The following is a 13135-nucleotide window of genomic DNA, read 5'->3' on the forward strand; positions in this document are numbered from 1 at the left end:
AATAGTTTTTAATTTTCATAGTTTCTTTTCTCCTTATTAGAATTATTTTTTAAAAATGTATGCATTATTTCTTGTCATTCTAACTTTAATTGATTGGTAATATTGAAACGATTTATATTAACACCATTTTCGTTAATTATTCAAATTTCACCAATATTACTAGTAAAAATATTATTTTTTTCAAGTAAATAATTATATGCTGTAATTTGTATTTTTGCTTTGTTAATTTTTTCAGCATTAAAGTATTTTCAAGTTTTAAAATCAACAACAATAGCTTTGTTATTTTCATAATAAATTAAATCGGGAGTGCCACACACTTTTCCGTCGGATAAGGGTGTTTCAAACATAATAATTGATTTAATAAAATCGTTTTTTATTCTATTAAAAAAATTATAGAATAACTCAATTATTTTTAAACTTTCTTTTATTGTTGATATTTTTTTACTATTTTTAATAATTGTTTTATAATTTTTTCTATTTTCTGTTTGGAAAATTGCATCATATAAAATCCGTGAAATAAACTCATGAATAATTTTTCCTCTTTCGGTTGCTTTTTTAAAAAGTTCATTATTTTTCATTAATTTATCGTATTGAATTTCAGTATTATTAAAATAACTAATAATAGCGGTAATGCTGGGGAAAACAATATTATCTATAAAATAAGAATGGTTATCTTTTTCAAAATTTACATTATATTTTAATTTAATATTATTACTAATAAATTGCATTATCTTTAAAAATGATGTTTCTTTTCATATAATATTTCTAAACCATTAATATTTGGAATTTCATTATTATTTTCTTTAATTGCTTTTTTAATCGCTTCTTCATCAATAGTTTTAATAATAAATTTTTCTGGCACTTTTTCAATATCAATAATATTTATTTTTAAATCTAATTTTGTTTTTAAACCTTTAACTTTTATGTCTTCTTTATTCAAAATTTCAGAAATTAAATTATTTTCTTTATTATTATTTAATTCTTTTAATTGATTTTCAGCCGCATTCATTCAATTAATTTGTTTAGTCAATATTTCAATTTGAATAACATCTGTTTCTAATTTTTCAAAAGATTTAGTAATGTATCTATACAAACTATCAATTATTTTAAGTTCTGATCGATTATTAACAATTGGAGTTATTATTTTTTTAATTGTAGATTTTAATAATATTTTTAATTCAGTACCATAATCTGCATCACTTTTGTTATTAACTTGAAAATTGTTAATATTTTTAATTAAATTATTCAAATTTTTTAAATCATTATCAATATTTTTTAAAAATAATAAATTATTTGCCACACATTTTTTTAATGTTGAGATAATAAATTCATCTTTATTTTTAAAATCATCTAAATCTTTATTTGTTTTAATAATTTGATTTATTTGATTTTCGCTTTTTATTACATCCATTATTTTTCCTCCTTATTAGGTAATTTGTCATATTTAGGATTATGTTTTAAAACATAATTTTCTTTTAAAACATAGTTGTTTCTTCAAGTATTTTCTGAACAACTTGATAATATACATCTGTCAACTTTTTCACAATTTATACAATATGATTGAGGTCAAAAATCTTCTTTATATAATATTTGTTGTTTTAATTCATCAAGCTCTTTTTTATATGTTTCTAAAATATTTTCAAATATTTCTTTATATGATTCAAGAATAACAGGAAAAGTCAAATCCCCATATTTCCCCGAATCATCTGCTCAATCTAATTGGTCTTTTATTAATTCTTTAACTGTTATATTCATTATTCATCGTCCTTACTAGGTAATTTGTCATATTTAGAATTATCTTTAAGATAAAATGTTATTCCATTATCGCAGCAAATTGAACTATGTTCTCATAAACAAGTTACTTTTTGAAAATCTTCTTTATATAATATTTGTTGTTTTAATTCTGTAAGTTCTTCTTTAAGTACATCATTATCACAAAATAAACAATAATCAGAGTTAATTTGATTAACAGGGCATTGACATTTTTTACAATATTTTGCCATTATTTATCCTCCTCACTAGCAATATGAAATAAGGCAATTAGCACATACATAATGCAATTTAGCTTTAAAATTTTGTCTTAATTCTCTAGCAGAACATTCGCTAACAATAAAATCAATTTCTTTTTGTGTATATCTTTCATCTGAAAAAGACCAATAATAACCATCATAAGGAATATTAAATCCGTCTTCTTGACAATCTTCACAATATTTTCTTTTTCCCATTATTCATCCTCCTTAATAACAGTTAATTGGTCTAATTGTTTTTTTGTAATTCTAGCACCTAATAAACAAGCATTTTCTAAATTAGCACCTACTAAACAAGCATTTTCTAAATTAGCACTTCGTAAATTAGCATATTCTAAATTAGCACATCATAAATCAGCACATCATAAATCAGTACCTTGTAAATTAGCACTTCGTAAATAAGCACCTCGTAAATCTAATGTTTTAATTGCTAAATATTTACTGATTTGATTTTGTTCAACATCAATTCCTGTTAAATCTTTAATTAAATCTTGTAATGTTTTCATTTTATAATTCCTCCAAATTCTTTTCTGCAATTAAAGTATCAATATAGTCATAAGCACTTTCTTCTGAATGACATTCTTCTAATGCTTCATTAAATAAATCTTCTTTTGTGTAAACTTTGCCATCTTCATCTTTTCACATATTATTTATTCTCCTTTAATATAAGTTCTAATAATTTAATAGTTTTTTTATGATTTTCAATGCTTTCAGTATATGGTTTACACATATTTAAACTTTTTTTAAGATATCCATTAAGATTTTCAATGCTTTTTTCCCTATTTTTTATTAATTCATTTATTGATACATAGTCGTCGCTACTTGATATTTCTAACAAGAAATTACCATCATTATCAATAATATTAATAGCGGTATCTTTATTTTGTTCTTGTGATGAAATTTTATAGCAGTACTCATCATCTAATTTATTAATAATTTCTTTTTGAAATTCTGATAATTGTAAATTTCTAATTTCTTTCATATTATTTATCTCCTTGTCATTTAATATTTTCGTTTTCTAAATCAATAATGGTTGTTAATCATTCATTTTCATTTTCAACACTAGCAGTAATTTTTGCTTCTTTTAATGTATAAAACGATTTAGTTAGAACTTCATTTTCAAATTTCATTACTAATAAGTATCTTTTTTCCATAATTTATTTCCTCCGAATATTCTTTTATAGTTATGCCACTATGTCTATGTTCCGTAATGCCACAATAACTATTAAATTTAAATGTCATTTCAAAATGACCATGTATTTTAATTTTTTTTAAAGTTTCTAAGGGTTTATTTTTAATTTCATAATCACTAGGAAGGTATATTCTTCTACATTGATTACAATGTTTATAACTTGCCATTTTTTTCTCCTAATTCTTTCTAGTATTTAATGCTCAATGTTCATCAGTAATTTCATCTTTTGAAACTAGATAACTTCTAAGCATTAATTCATTTATTTTTTTGATGGTTTTTTTATTTAACTTTTTCATCTTTACCTCCTTAAATTTCCTTGGTTAATTTTTTTTATTATTTTGATACTTAATAAATAAAAAGTTGGTAAGCATATTGTGTTTACAATTAAAACTCCGATTATTATTTGTTCTATATTTAAAATTCCAAGATTTAATCAAAAAAGTATAAAATCAATTGGAAAATAAATTATTAAATTTATTAATAATAGTAGGATAATTTTTCAGAAATTATGACATTTTATTAAATAAATAATCCTTAATAAAATTGCTAATAAACCAGTTCCTAAATTTCAACATAATGATCCTAGCGTAAAACCTCATAATGATAAATCAACTAATAAATGACCAACAAAACCAATAAATAAACATCAATATCAATTTAAAATAAAAGTACTAATAAAAACTGGAATTAAAAATAATGGAATTGATGTTCTTAAAATAATTTGTATTCGCATTACTTGGGATAATACAACCATCATCGCAATTAAAACTGCTATATAATTTATGTTTTTAATTAATAAAAAATAATTATTGTTTTTGCATTTTTTTATATTTAGCATAACTAAGGCCCAATTTTTTAGCTTGTCGTTTATCTTTTTGTTTTTGTTTATATTCTTCATCAATTAAATTAATGTTGTTTAATAATTCTGTTTTTTGTAAGTCAGACAAACCACAATTAGATAATGCAATTAAATAAAGTTTTTGTTTTTCTTGTTCTAATTCTATTTTTTCTAACTTAGTCAAAATTGAAGCAATATTCATTTTTTCTTTCCTTTCTCTTAAAATTCAAATTTAAACTGAATATCTTTTAATCTTTTTTTAATTATTTTGTAATATTCATTATTTATTTCACAACCCAATCACTTTCGTTTTAATTGTTCACAAGCATACGCGGTTGTGCCACTTCCCATAAAACAATCTAAAATTAAATCATTTTCTTTACTATATTTACTAATTAATCGATTAAATATATATAATGGTTTTTCTGTTGGGTGTCTCGTTAATTTTTTTCCGATTGAATAATTAAAAATTGTTTTTTTACTTTCATAATCATTTTTATAATTCGGAATTCGATGTTTTTTAGAATAAATTATCATACAATATTCTTTATCTTGATAAATATGATTATTAGTTGGCATTGGATTTGTTTTGTTTCAAAGGATAAAATCATAAAGCATATCTTTTTTACGAACTCAATCTAAATAATCTATAATTTGTTGTCTATTCATTCAAATTAACATAAATTTATTTTTTGAAATTCGATAAAACTCATCTAAATAAGTATTTATATCAAATGAATTATGTAAATTATTATCATAGATAGCATTAATATATTTATTTATGCTTTTGGTTATATTGCTTTTTTCATTTTTTTGTTCGTTTTCTCTTTTTGATAAATTATATAAATAGGGCGGATCAGTTAATATTAAATCAACGCTATCGTTTTCTAATGTCTTTATAAATTCCAAAGCATCTCCATTTATTAATTTTCCTAAATTTGTTTTAAACATTTTTTCACCCTTTGCCTTTCGCTTCACTTTAAAGGTGAACGCAGGCACTATACTATTGTGTTTTAAAATATGCAGTGAGCTTTATATGTTATGTCTATTTAATATATAATCTTAAAACTTTGTATATTATTTAAAACTTTTTTGGGAATATTTTAATTTAAACTTTTTAAGTCTTTAATTAATTGTTCTTTTTTTTCAACACTTAAATTTGTTAAATTATTTTTATTTGTTTTTACTTTTTTAGGTTCACTTGAAAATAATGCTTTTTTCATATTAGTAGAGTAATTTTGTTTATATTGATTATATAAATTAATTAATTCCGTTCCAGTTAAACTCTTTCAAATATTACGCTTTAAATTTTCATCATATTTTAGAATAGGATAAGAATTATCATAAATTAAACCGATTGCTACTTGATTACAATTTTTTTCACTCTGATAAATAAACTTATTACTCAATCAAAAACCAATATGACGATTATGATTAGGTAAATTTATAAAACTTGCTTTTTCTGTTGCAAAAGATATAAAATTCTTACTAATAAAACAATTTTCTATATTCTTATTTTTCTTAACAAAATTAATCAATTTTATCAAAATCTTTCTTTTTTTTACTTTCTTCTATTGTTCTTTTAAATTCTTTAATTTGTGATATATGCTTTTTAACTTCATAAAATAAAATAATAAATAATAAAAATAAATGTAAAGAAAGAAATAAAATATCGTATATTGTTCTTTTATTTGAAATAAAACCGAAAATAATTAAAATAAAACTAATTAAAGATAAAAAATATACAAAAGAATATAATAAATTATTAATAATAAACTGTTTTTTATTTTGTTTTTTCATTAGTTAAAACCTCCTAACTAAATATTTGTTTAATAAACATTGTTATATTTAATGTTTATCTATTGTTTTTTTTAATGTTTTTATATTGTTTATCTATAGTTTATTTATTGTTTAATAAACATTGTTATATTTAATGTTTATCTATTGTTTTTTTTAATGTTTTTATATTGTTTATCTATTGTTTATTTATTGTTTAATAAACATTGTTATATTTAATGTTTATCTATTGTTTTTTTTAATGTTTTTATATTGTTTATCTATTGTTTATTTATTGTTTAATAAACATTGTTATTAACATTATTAAAAATATAAAATAGTAAAAATTGGCACACTGAAAAATACTATTAACAAGTTTAATAAAAGAAATATAAAATTAAAATTAATAAATCAAATAACATAACTAGTGTGCCATAGATGAGTTATTCATCTTGTTATATTAGAATTATTTAATTTTACTAAAAAAGATTTTTAAATACCCAGTTTTTCAATCAACTTCTATCCTTGAATTTTCCAAATTATTATAAAGTCAAATTTTTTCTTTGTTTATATACTTAATTTGATTTAATAAAACTTTGTGATTTTCACAAGTTCATAAAATTTTATTTGTTTCAAATTCTTCGGTGATAAATGATGATAATTTATAACAATTAATAACATCACATATTTTTTGTTGTTTAATAATTTTCATTTTTATAAATCAAATTTAATATTAACCATAATAAATATCTTCAAATCATTCTGTTTTTCCGCGATGTTTAACTTTATGAATTCGCTTTGGCATTCCGCATTTACTGCATTTAATCATAATGTTGATTTTTTCCATTTTTAGTTTCTCCAATCTAATATTTAACGATTGATTTATTAATATAACTAAGTGAAACAAAACAAGGACAACACCTTTACTAAGTTAGTATGTGTATTATTTACTAATTTCTTAATTTAATATGGTTTTTTTCAGAAAGGAAACAACTTTTTTATTATTTTAAAAATTATAAATATATAAAGATGCTGTCCTTGTTTTGAATCAATTAGTTATTTTAGGTTTTTTCAAATAAAAAAACCATTTTAGTAAATGGTTTAATTATTCTTATTTAATTTCTTTATATTTTTATACCCTACTTTTTTTTATACAGTCTAGATTATTTTTATTCTAATGTTTTAAGAGTTATATTTGATATTTCTAATTTTAGAGAATTTATTTATTTTACATCTAATAATGGTAATTTAGGTTTTGTGTTTTTTGTAAAAAATGGTTTTTTATTATATCCAAAATCAATGGTTTTTAATATTTTAAGATTTCCTGATACAGATATTTATTATTTAAAACCACGAGTGCAATTATATAATGCCTATACGATAAATAGTACTAATGATTATTTTTCTTATTATTCAAATTGAGATTATAAGACTAATATTTTACCTTCTAATAATGATAAATATACTCAATCAATAAAATTATTAGATATGACAGATAGGTCAAAATATCAAGGTTTTAATTTAATTAGATTTAGTACAACTACATTAATAGAAAATAGATCTATTTCAATTAATGGTTTTAATTTTAGTCTTTATAATGCTACTGATTGAAATGGTGAATTTAATGATGGAAAAATTTGACAATTACCTTATAAAAAAGGTGCTTGATACCGTTTAGATATTCATATTGAAAATGCGGCAATTTGGATTGTAAATAATTTGCCTGGTATGAAAGAAATTTATAAATTTGTTAATGGGATAGTACATGTGTTTAGTAATGTTTCTGAATTGTTTAATAATATTGGTAATTTGTTTGCTTTTGATATTACATTTAAAATTATGTTAAGTTCTATTTTAGTTTTAGCAATGGTTAACGGACTTTTACGCTATTTTTAATAGTAAAAATAATGTTGTTGGTAAAAAAAGTAAGGTGGTGTGGTGGTTTATCCACGCACCACCTTACTTAAAGGGGTAAAAGTCGCGGAGCGACTTAGGGGCGAAGCCCCTTTCCTTGATTAAGTAACACAACTGTCCCAAAGGATTTTTAAGGACATTAAAAGTTTAAAAATTGACAACTAATCAAAAATAAATATAATAGAAATTAGAAATAAAAAGGAGGGAAAATGATTATTTTAAAAACTATTTTAGAATTTGGAGTTGCTTTTGCAACTATTACTGGATGAAAAAAATCAGATGATTTTAGAAAAGAAATGGATGCCTTATATGCTCCGCTTAACCAAACATTAAAAAAAGATAATGAAAAATATTGAGAACAAAAATATAAAGAATTAGATGAAAAAATTAAAAATCCAATTGAAAAAAGTACTTCAATTTCATACGATGATTTTATAGAACAAACAAAAGCAAAAATTCAAGGTAATAATAATACTGAGGATAAATAAAAATTAGTAAATAAATTAGAATAAAAAAACATTTATCCAAATGTTTAATGTATTCAAACCAATAAAGGTTTTCAGCCAGGAAACTTTAAATATAAGTAAATGTTTTTTTATTTTTGTTTTAGAAAGGAAATAAAAAATGAATGTAAATATAAATCCTTATAATCGTTTGACTGGAGAAGTTCTATACAGACCTTATATTGATAGTAGTAATTTTGTTAATCAAAAATATTATGTTAAAAAAGTATATTATGGTCCTTATATTAAAACGATTGTATTACCGTTAGAATGTATTAATAAATTTGGTAATGGCAATCCAACTGGTATTAAAAATACTGGTGAAAATGAAACTAAATTAGTAAATAGTCGTGTTCGTTCTCAAGCAAATTGTATTCGTAAAGCAATTCATAATTTTAGTGGTTGTAAAAATATGAGTTTTTTAACTTTAACTTATGCTGAAAATGTCCAAGATATTAAAAAAGCAAACCATCATTTTAGATTATTTATTCGAAGATTAAATTATTATTTTTCTAAATATAAAAAAAATAAATATAAAGACTTAAAATATTTAGTTGCTTATGAATATCAAAAAAAAGGAAGAATACATTTTCATATAATATTTAGTGAATATATCCCTAATAAAGTAGTTAGAAAATGTTGACCTTATGGATATAATAAAAATTTACCAGTTAAAACTGGTACAAATGAATTTGTTAGTAAATATGTTGCTAAATATATTGTAAAAGCACAAAGCGAAGAAAAAAGTAAAAATATTTATGACTTAAATATCAAAGCATATCGTTTTAGTACAAATTGTACTGACCCACTTATAAAGGTTGGTGTTATTGAAATGTGCGAAATGGAATTAATTGCATCTTTAAAAGGAACGAAACATAATTTTATGTTTAATAATAAAGATGGTTATTTAATGGGTGTTAGTATTGATAGTGATTGAAATAAAGATTATTTTTGACAAATGGAAGAATATGTTCCGTATGATAAAAAAATATTCCGGTTTTTTAATAAAATAACGGATATTGGCATATATAAAACACGAAAAAAATTAGATAAATACCTTAATTTAGGTAAACAAAGGTATATTAAAAAAAGTACCTTCCAAATGGAAAGTACTAATTGTGTAGCATAGTTCAGCCAGAACCTATACCACATAACTAATTAAAACAAAAAAAAAAAAAAAAACAAGGTGAGTATATAAATTTATAAATAAATTTATTTTTTGCTTTGAAATATGTACTAGTTGACATATTGATTTTGTTATGTAAAATTAAATTAGAATATTATATATAACATTTAGTTATATTTAAGTATTCAAACCAATAAAGGTTTTCAGCCAGGAAACTTTAAATATAGGTAAATGTTTTTATTTTGCATTTATATTTACATTCATTTTGTATTAATTTTTTATTAAATTAGTTTTTATTTTTTAACATTTATTTTATTTAAAGTTTTAAACCTTGTGAAACCTTTATTTACATATATGTAAATGAAAGGAATTTTTTAGTTATGTTTAAAGTTTATTTAAGTGATATTAAGTACAATCAAGTTATTAAAGATAAGTCAAATAAAGAAAATTATTATGATGTATATACATTTTTACGAGTTGAAGGTAAAAAAATAGTTGGTAAAGAATACCAAGATAAATGAGTTCGTAAAGATAGTGAATTTCAAAATAGTTTGCCTGAAATGATTGAAGGTAGTTTCTATAATGTAGAAATTGGTTTTAACGGTAAAATATCAAAAATATTGCCTTATGAAACCGAACAAGATTTTATTAATAAATATTCTAATAATTCAACAATAACAGAAAGCAATAGTTAATATGCAACAACAGTTATGTATGGTTTGTATTAATGATATTGTTTGAGAAAATGGGTCTCGTTATTGTTGGAATTGTGTTAATGAAAATGTTGTTTTAATTAATCAATATTATTCTAGGTTAGATAATGACTAAGAAAAAATCAGATTGTTATTTATGTAATAGACAAGATATTATTTGTCCTAAACATAAAAAAATTATTAAGGTTAAATAATGACAAAAAATAAAGATAAATTAAATATTAATTGAGACTGAATTATTTTTATAGTTTCTTGTTTATTGTTAGTTATTTGGTTTATATTGTTTTTTGTTTATGTTGGATTTTTTTAATGAAAAAGCAAACTAAGTTATATAAACAGCGATTAGAGTATTTAGTTAATGTTATACATCAATGTTTACCTACTAAAATACCATTATTTATGTTAAGAAAAGCAATTAAATTGTATCTTAGTCATAAAGTTATTAATATTGGTGTTATGGAAGAACAACATTTTAAATTATTAGTGGAGCAAGTCAAAAATTATATGTTAAATATAGAAAGCAAAAATTAAAAAAAGGTGGTGATAATTAATGACCGTTTTTGCAACAATTATTTTAGTAATTGCAATGTTAATGTTATTGATTTTTTTAACAGTTAATACAATATTTAGGTTTAAAAATAAGTATTTAATTTGTCCGCATTGTTCTAAAAAAGTAGAATTTAAAGAATGGGGAAAACGAAAAATTAAAAAAGCAGATAAGTCTGTTGAATAAGTTAATATCAATCAAATACCTTCGCAAGTATAAAAATTGATTTTAGTTTTTAGTGTTAATTACTAAAATCAAGGTTAGAGTATGCGAAGGTTTTATTATTAATAGAAAGTATTTTAAATGAGGTGTTATTAATGAATTTAAATTTATTAGCGGGCGACGCTGATGTTATTAAACAAATAGGCGATTTTGCTGCAATTCTTGCTGATTGAGCGATTGCTTTTACTAACTGATTTATTACTTTTTTAGGGTCACATATGTTATTAATTATTCCGTTAGTTTTAATGTTTGTGGTTTTGGGAATTGAAACAATCAGAAAGTTAATTCACGGAGTTTAATATTTAATAATAAACTCTAACCTTGATTTTAGTAGTTAACATTTAGGAAAGGAATAAGAAAAATGCAAAGTGTATGAGATTTATATTATGAATTTATGACAATTATTTTCGGAGTTAATCATCCTGTTATTTTAGATATTGTTATATTTGTTGTATTTTTAATACTTGTTTTTGGTATGTTATTTTTAATTTTAAGTTGTATTTTTAGGTGGATAAAATAATGGATTGAAATACTTTTTTGCAACGAGTATATCAAGGTCTTTTACAAATTTTTTATTTTATTCCGAAAACTGAAATTGATAACTTTGTTGGTAGTTCTATTGATAATATTACTTATGCAGTGATTATGATAGGTATTTGATTAGTTGTTTTTTTTCTAATTTGGTTATCAATATTTATTTTATATAAAACAATTAGATTGGTGGTGTAGATATATGTTTAAAAATTATTTTAATTTATTTAGAAGACAAAAAAATATTAAGGTTTCTTATTGATATGTAAATTGATTTATGGCAAATATTTTGTTCTATTTTTTTATTGTTTGTTTTAATTTACAGTTTATATATTTTAGTTCTACATCAGTTATAGATATTATCTTTTTTATTTTTTTAGTAATTTTTAATATTATTTTCTTTTGGTCTTTTTTTAGTGATTTTTTTCAAACACGGAAATTAATTAAAATTGTTAAAAGTAGTCCAATATCAATTATTAACGGTGCTTTGGGTACTGGTAAAACTTTATTGATGACTTATTTATCACAAATTGCTAAATTTGATAATGTTTATTCTAATTATTTTATTAATGATGAAAAAATTGGAGTTTTAGGTTTAAACCACTTAGATTTTAAAAATAAAAATTATAAGATACCGTCAAATGATAGTTTAATTTTATTTGATGAAATATTTTTGTATATGAATGGTGCTAAACCCGAAGAAAACAATAAAAAGTTTAGTGGTTTAATTCCATATTTTTTATTATGTCGTCAGTTTGATAATAACATTGTTTTTGCTGGACAACGAATTAATCAGAATTGAGTGGAATATAGAGAAATTACTAATATGATTATTGTTCCTATGCAATGTATTCCACCTAGTATATTTTTTCCTTATTTTAAAATGAAAATAGGTTTCTTTGATGATTTAGATGATTATTTAGTATGAAAAACGGAAACAGTTAAACGAACAGCAAACGGGAAAAGAGTTCGTAAAAAATCTAATAAAGATATTGGTATTAATTTTGTTAAGATAACAATTCCTTTATCTATTGCAATGCAATATGATAGTAAATATTTAAAATTTGTGCGTGATTTAAAAAATGATAAAGTACCAAGTTATATTAAACAAAATTGACCTAGTATTGTTAAAAAAGATATTACGCTTAATGAATTACGAGAGATGGGGATGGAACATTTATTAAAGAATTTGGGAGAGTTAGAAAATGATTAATTTACTTGCTAATGATGTATGAAATGGTGCTATTAATGTTGTGGTTGATATTTTTATGAAAATAATGGATTGAATGTGAACTTTAAAATTGCCAGGTACAAATATTCCTTTATTTGTAATTTGAGTAATTGGTGGTGTTATAAATGTCATTATGTTATTGGTTAATAGTTCTCGTGGTTTAAGTTCAGTTTCTCGTTCTTCTTTACAAGCAAGAAAGCAAATATCTAATGGAGTTAAAAATATAAGTAATAATTCTAAAAGTAATAATAAGGATAGTGATAAATAATGTTAAAGTTAATATTTTTCTTTGTTATTGGTTTAACTGTTGGATTTGGTTTTATTGCTAATATTGTTGTGGCAACAGATTTAGGTTTTTCTACTGTTAAAAATTATTTGGAGTCTGCTAATGATTTTTATAAATTAGTAGCACAGTTATTTATTATTGCGACACATCCTATTTTCCAGTTATATATGGCGTTTGGAATTATTATTATGGGTATTAGAATTATTTTTATTGTTTAGGGGGTCAAAAC

The 13135-nt window shown here is 21.8% G+C and carries 27 protein-coding genes; 12 read left to right on the forward strand and 15 right to left on the reverse strand.

Annotated elements, in window-relative coordinates:
- Positions 1-8: 8 nt before the first annotated feature.
- The 15 genes from SDAV_RS00365 to SDAV_RS00430 all read right to left on the reverse strand — a co-directional run bounded on the left by SDAV_RS00365 (position 9) and on the right by SDAV_RS00430 (position 6545).
- On the reverse strand, positions 9-728 hold the full coding sequence (locus tag SDAV_RS00365; RefSeq protein ID WP_114564114.1) for a PD-(D/E)XK nuclease family protein: 720 nt from the start codon (positions 726-728) through the stop codon (positions 9-11).
- Positions 729-733: 5 nt separating this feature from the next.
- A complete protein-coding gene (locus tag SDAV_RS00370; protein WP_114564115.1) occupies positions 734-1411 on the reverse strand; it encodes a hypothetical protein in 678 nt (225 codons plus the stop codon).
- A complete protein-coding gene (locus SDAV_RS00375) occupies positions 1411-1755 on the reverse strand; it encodes a hypothetical protein (RefSeq protein WP_114564116.1) in 345 nt (114 codons plus the stop codon). The genes SDAV_RS00370 and SDAV_RS00375 overlap by 1 nt, the downstream gene beginning before the upstream one ends.
- On the reverse strand, positions 1755-2003 hold the full coding sequence (locus SDAV_RS00380) for a hypothetical protein (protein WP_114564117.1): 249 nt from the start codon (positions 2001-2003) through the stop codon (positions 1755-1757). Before SDAV_RS00380 ends, SDAV_RS00375 begins: the two co-directional genes overlap by 1 nt.
- A gap of 15 nt (positions 2004-2018) precedes the next feature.
- Positions 2019-2225 carry a hypothetical protein gene (locus SDAV_RS00385; RefSeq protein ID WP_105298404.1) on the reverse strand — a complete coding sequence of 69 codons (207 nt, stop codon included), beginning with the start codon at positions 2223-2225 and terminating at the stop codon, positions 2019-2021.
- The gene (locus SDAV_RS00390; RefSeq protein WP_114564118.1) at positions 2225-2533 is read right to left on the reverse strand and encodes a pentapeptide repeat-containing protein; all 309 of its coding nucleotides are present in this window, start codon (positions 2531-2533) and stop codon (positions 2225-2227) included. The genes SDAV_RS00385 and SDAV_RS00390 overlap by 1 nt, the downstream gene beginning before the upstream one ends.
- Position 2534: 1 nt before the next feature.
- On the reverse strand, positions 2535-2672 hold the full coding sequence (locus SDAV_RS11590; RefSeq protein WP_157092848.1) for a hypothetical protein: 138 nt from the start codon (positions 2670-2672) through the stop codon (positions 2535-2537).
- A 1-nt stretch (position 2673) separates the two neighbouring features.
- Positions 2674-3009: a hypothetical protein gene (locus SDAV_RS00395; RefSeq protein WP_114564119.1), complete on the reverse strand. Its 336-nt coding sequence runs from the start codon at positions 3007-3009 to the stop codon at positions 2674-2676.
- Position 3010: 1 nt separating this feature from the next.
- Positions 3011-3181 (reverse strand): hypothetical protein, encoded by a 171-nt coding sequence (locus tag SDAV_RS11595; protein WP_186823328.1) that lies wholly within the window; start codon positions 3179-3181, stop codon positions 3011-3013.
- 336 nt (positions 3182-3517) lie between these two features.
- On the reverse strand, positions 3518-4057 hold the full coding sequence (locus tag SDAV_RS00405) for a hypothetical protein (RefSeq protein ID WP_114564121.1): 540 nt from the start codon (positions 4055-4057) through the stop codon (positions 3518-3520).
- Complete coding sequence (locus tag SDAV_RS00410) at positions 4026-4259, reverse strand: hypothetical protein (RefSeq protein WP_114564122.1); 234 nt, start codon at positions 4257-4259, stop codon at positions 4026-4028. The genes SDAV_RS00405 and SDAV_RS00410 overlap by 32 nt, the downstream gene beginning before the upstream one ends.
- Before the next feature lie 17 nt (positions 4260-4276).
- Entirely contained in the window at positions 4277-5008 is a 732-nt protein-coding gene (locus tag SDAV_RS00415; protein WP_114564123.1) for a DNA-methyltransferase, read from the reverse strand.
- Positions 5009-5160: 152 nt separating this feature from the next.
- Complete coding sequence (locus SDAV_RS00420) at positions 5161-5595, reverse strand: DUF3627 domain-containing protein (RefSeq protein ID WP_114564124.1); 435 nt, start codon at positions 5593-5595, stop codon at positions 5161-5163.
- On the reverse strand, positions 5588-5857 hold the full coding sequence (locus tag SDAV_RS00425; RefSeq protein ID WP_114564125.1) for a hypothetical protein: 270 nt from the start codon (positions 5855-5857) through the stop codon (positions 5588-5590). The genes SDAV_RS00420 and SDAV_RS00425 overlap by 8 nt, the downstream gene beginning before the upstream one ends.
- Positions 5858-6299: 442 nt before the next feature.
- Positions 6300-6545, reverse strand: coding sequence for a hypothetical protein (locus SDAV_RS00430; protein ID WP_105298802.1), 246 nt, complete (start codon positions 6543-6545; stop codon positions 6300-6302).
- 545 nt (positions 6546-7090) lie between these two features.
- Here SDAV_RS00430 and SDAV_RS00435 point away from each other — a divergent pair.
- From SDAV_RS00435 to SDAV_RS00485, 12 genes are all read left to right on the forward strand, one after another.
- Positions 7091-7729: a spiroplasma phage ORF1-like family protein gene (locus SDAV_RS00435; RefSeq protein WP_186823405.1), complete on the forward strand. Its 639-nt coding sequence runs from the start codon at positions 7091-7093 to the stop codon at positions 7727-7729.
- Positions 7730-7956: 227 nt separating this feature from the next.
- Positions 7957-8235, forward strand: coding sequence for a hypothetical protein (locus SDAV_RS00440; RefSeq protein ID WP_114564127.1), 279 nt, complete (start codon positions 7957-7959; stop codon positions 8233-8235).
- A 136-nt stretch (positions 8236-8371) separates the two neighbouring features.
- A complete protein-coding gene (locus tag SDAV_RS00445) occupies positions 8372-9379 on the forward strand; it encodes a rolling circle replication-associated protein (protein WP_114564128.1) in 1008 nt (335 codons plus the stop codon).
- Between the two features lie 377 nt (positions 9380-9756).
- Complete coding sequence (locus SDAV_RS00450) at positions 9757-10071, forward strand: hypothetical protein (RefSeq protein WP_114564129.1); 315 nt, start codon at positions 9757-9759, stop codon at positions 10069-10071.
- Between the two features lies 1 nt (position 10072).
- Positions 10073-10204: a hypothetical protein gene (locus SDAV_RS13800; RefSeq protein WP_281268771.1), complete on the forward strand. Its 132-nt coding sequence runs from the start codon at positions 10073-10075 to the stop codon at positions 10202-10204.
- Between the two features lie 194 nt (positions 10205-10398).
- Positions 10399-10620, forward strand: a complete 222-nt coding sequence (locus tag SDAV_RS00455; protein ID WP_114564130.1) for a hypothetical protein — start codon at positions 10399-10401, stop codon at positions 10618-10620.
- Between the two features lie 19 nt (positions 10621-10639).
- Positions 10640-10822: a hypothetical protein gene (locus tag SDAV_RS00460; RefSeq protein ID WP_114564131.1), complete on the forward strand. Its 183-nt coding sequence runs from the start codon at positions 10640-10642 to the stop codon at positions 10820-10822.
- A gap of 131 nt (positions 10823-10953) precedes the next feature.
- Positions 10954-11157 (forward strand): hypothetical protein, encoded by a 204-nt coding sequence (locus SDAV_RS00465; protein WP_114564132.1) that lies wholly within the window; start codon positions 10954-10956, stop codon positions 11155-11157.
- Positions 11158-11377: 220 nt separating this feature from the next.
- Positions 11378-11587 carry a DUF2649 family protein gene (locus SDAV_RS00470; RefSeq protein WP_114564133.1) on the forward strand — a complete coding sequence of 70 codons (210 nt, stop codon included), beginning with the start codon at positions 11378-11380 and terminating at the stop codon, positions 11585-11587.
- A 4-nt stretch (positions 11588-11591) separates the two neighbouring features.
- On the forward strand, positions 11592-12602 hold the full coding sequence (locus SDAV_RS00475; protein WP_114564134.1) for a hypothetical protein: 1011 nt from the start codon (positions 11592-11594) through the stop codon (positions 12600-12602).
- Entirely contained in the window at positions 12595-12888 is a 294-nt protein-coding gene (locus SDAV_RS00480) for a hypothetical protein (RefSeq protein ID WP_114564135.1), read from the forward strand. The genes SDAV_RS00475 and SDAV_RS00480 overlap by 8 nt, the downstream gene beginning before the upstream one ends.
- On the forward strand, positions 12888-13124 hold the full coding sequence (locus SDAV_RS00485) for a hypothetical protein (RefSeq protein ID WP_071937724.1): 237 nt from the start codon (positions 12888-12890) through the stop codon (positions 13122-13124). Before SDAV_RS00480 ends, SDAV_RS00485 begins: the two co-directional genes overlap by 1 nt.
- The last annotated feature ends 11 nt before the right edge of the window (positions 13125-13135 follow it).

Origin of the sequence: Spiroplasma phoeniceum P40 (genome assembly GCF_003339775.1) — a bacterium.
GTDB classification, from domain to species: domain Bacteria; phylum Bacillota_I; class Bacilli_A; order Mycoplasmatales; family Mycoplasmataceae; genus Spiroplasma; species Spiroplasma phoeniceum.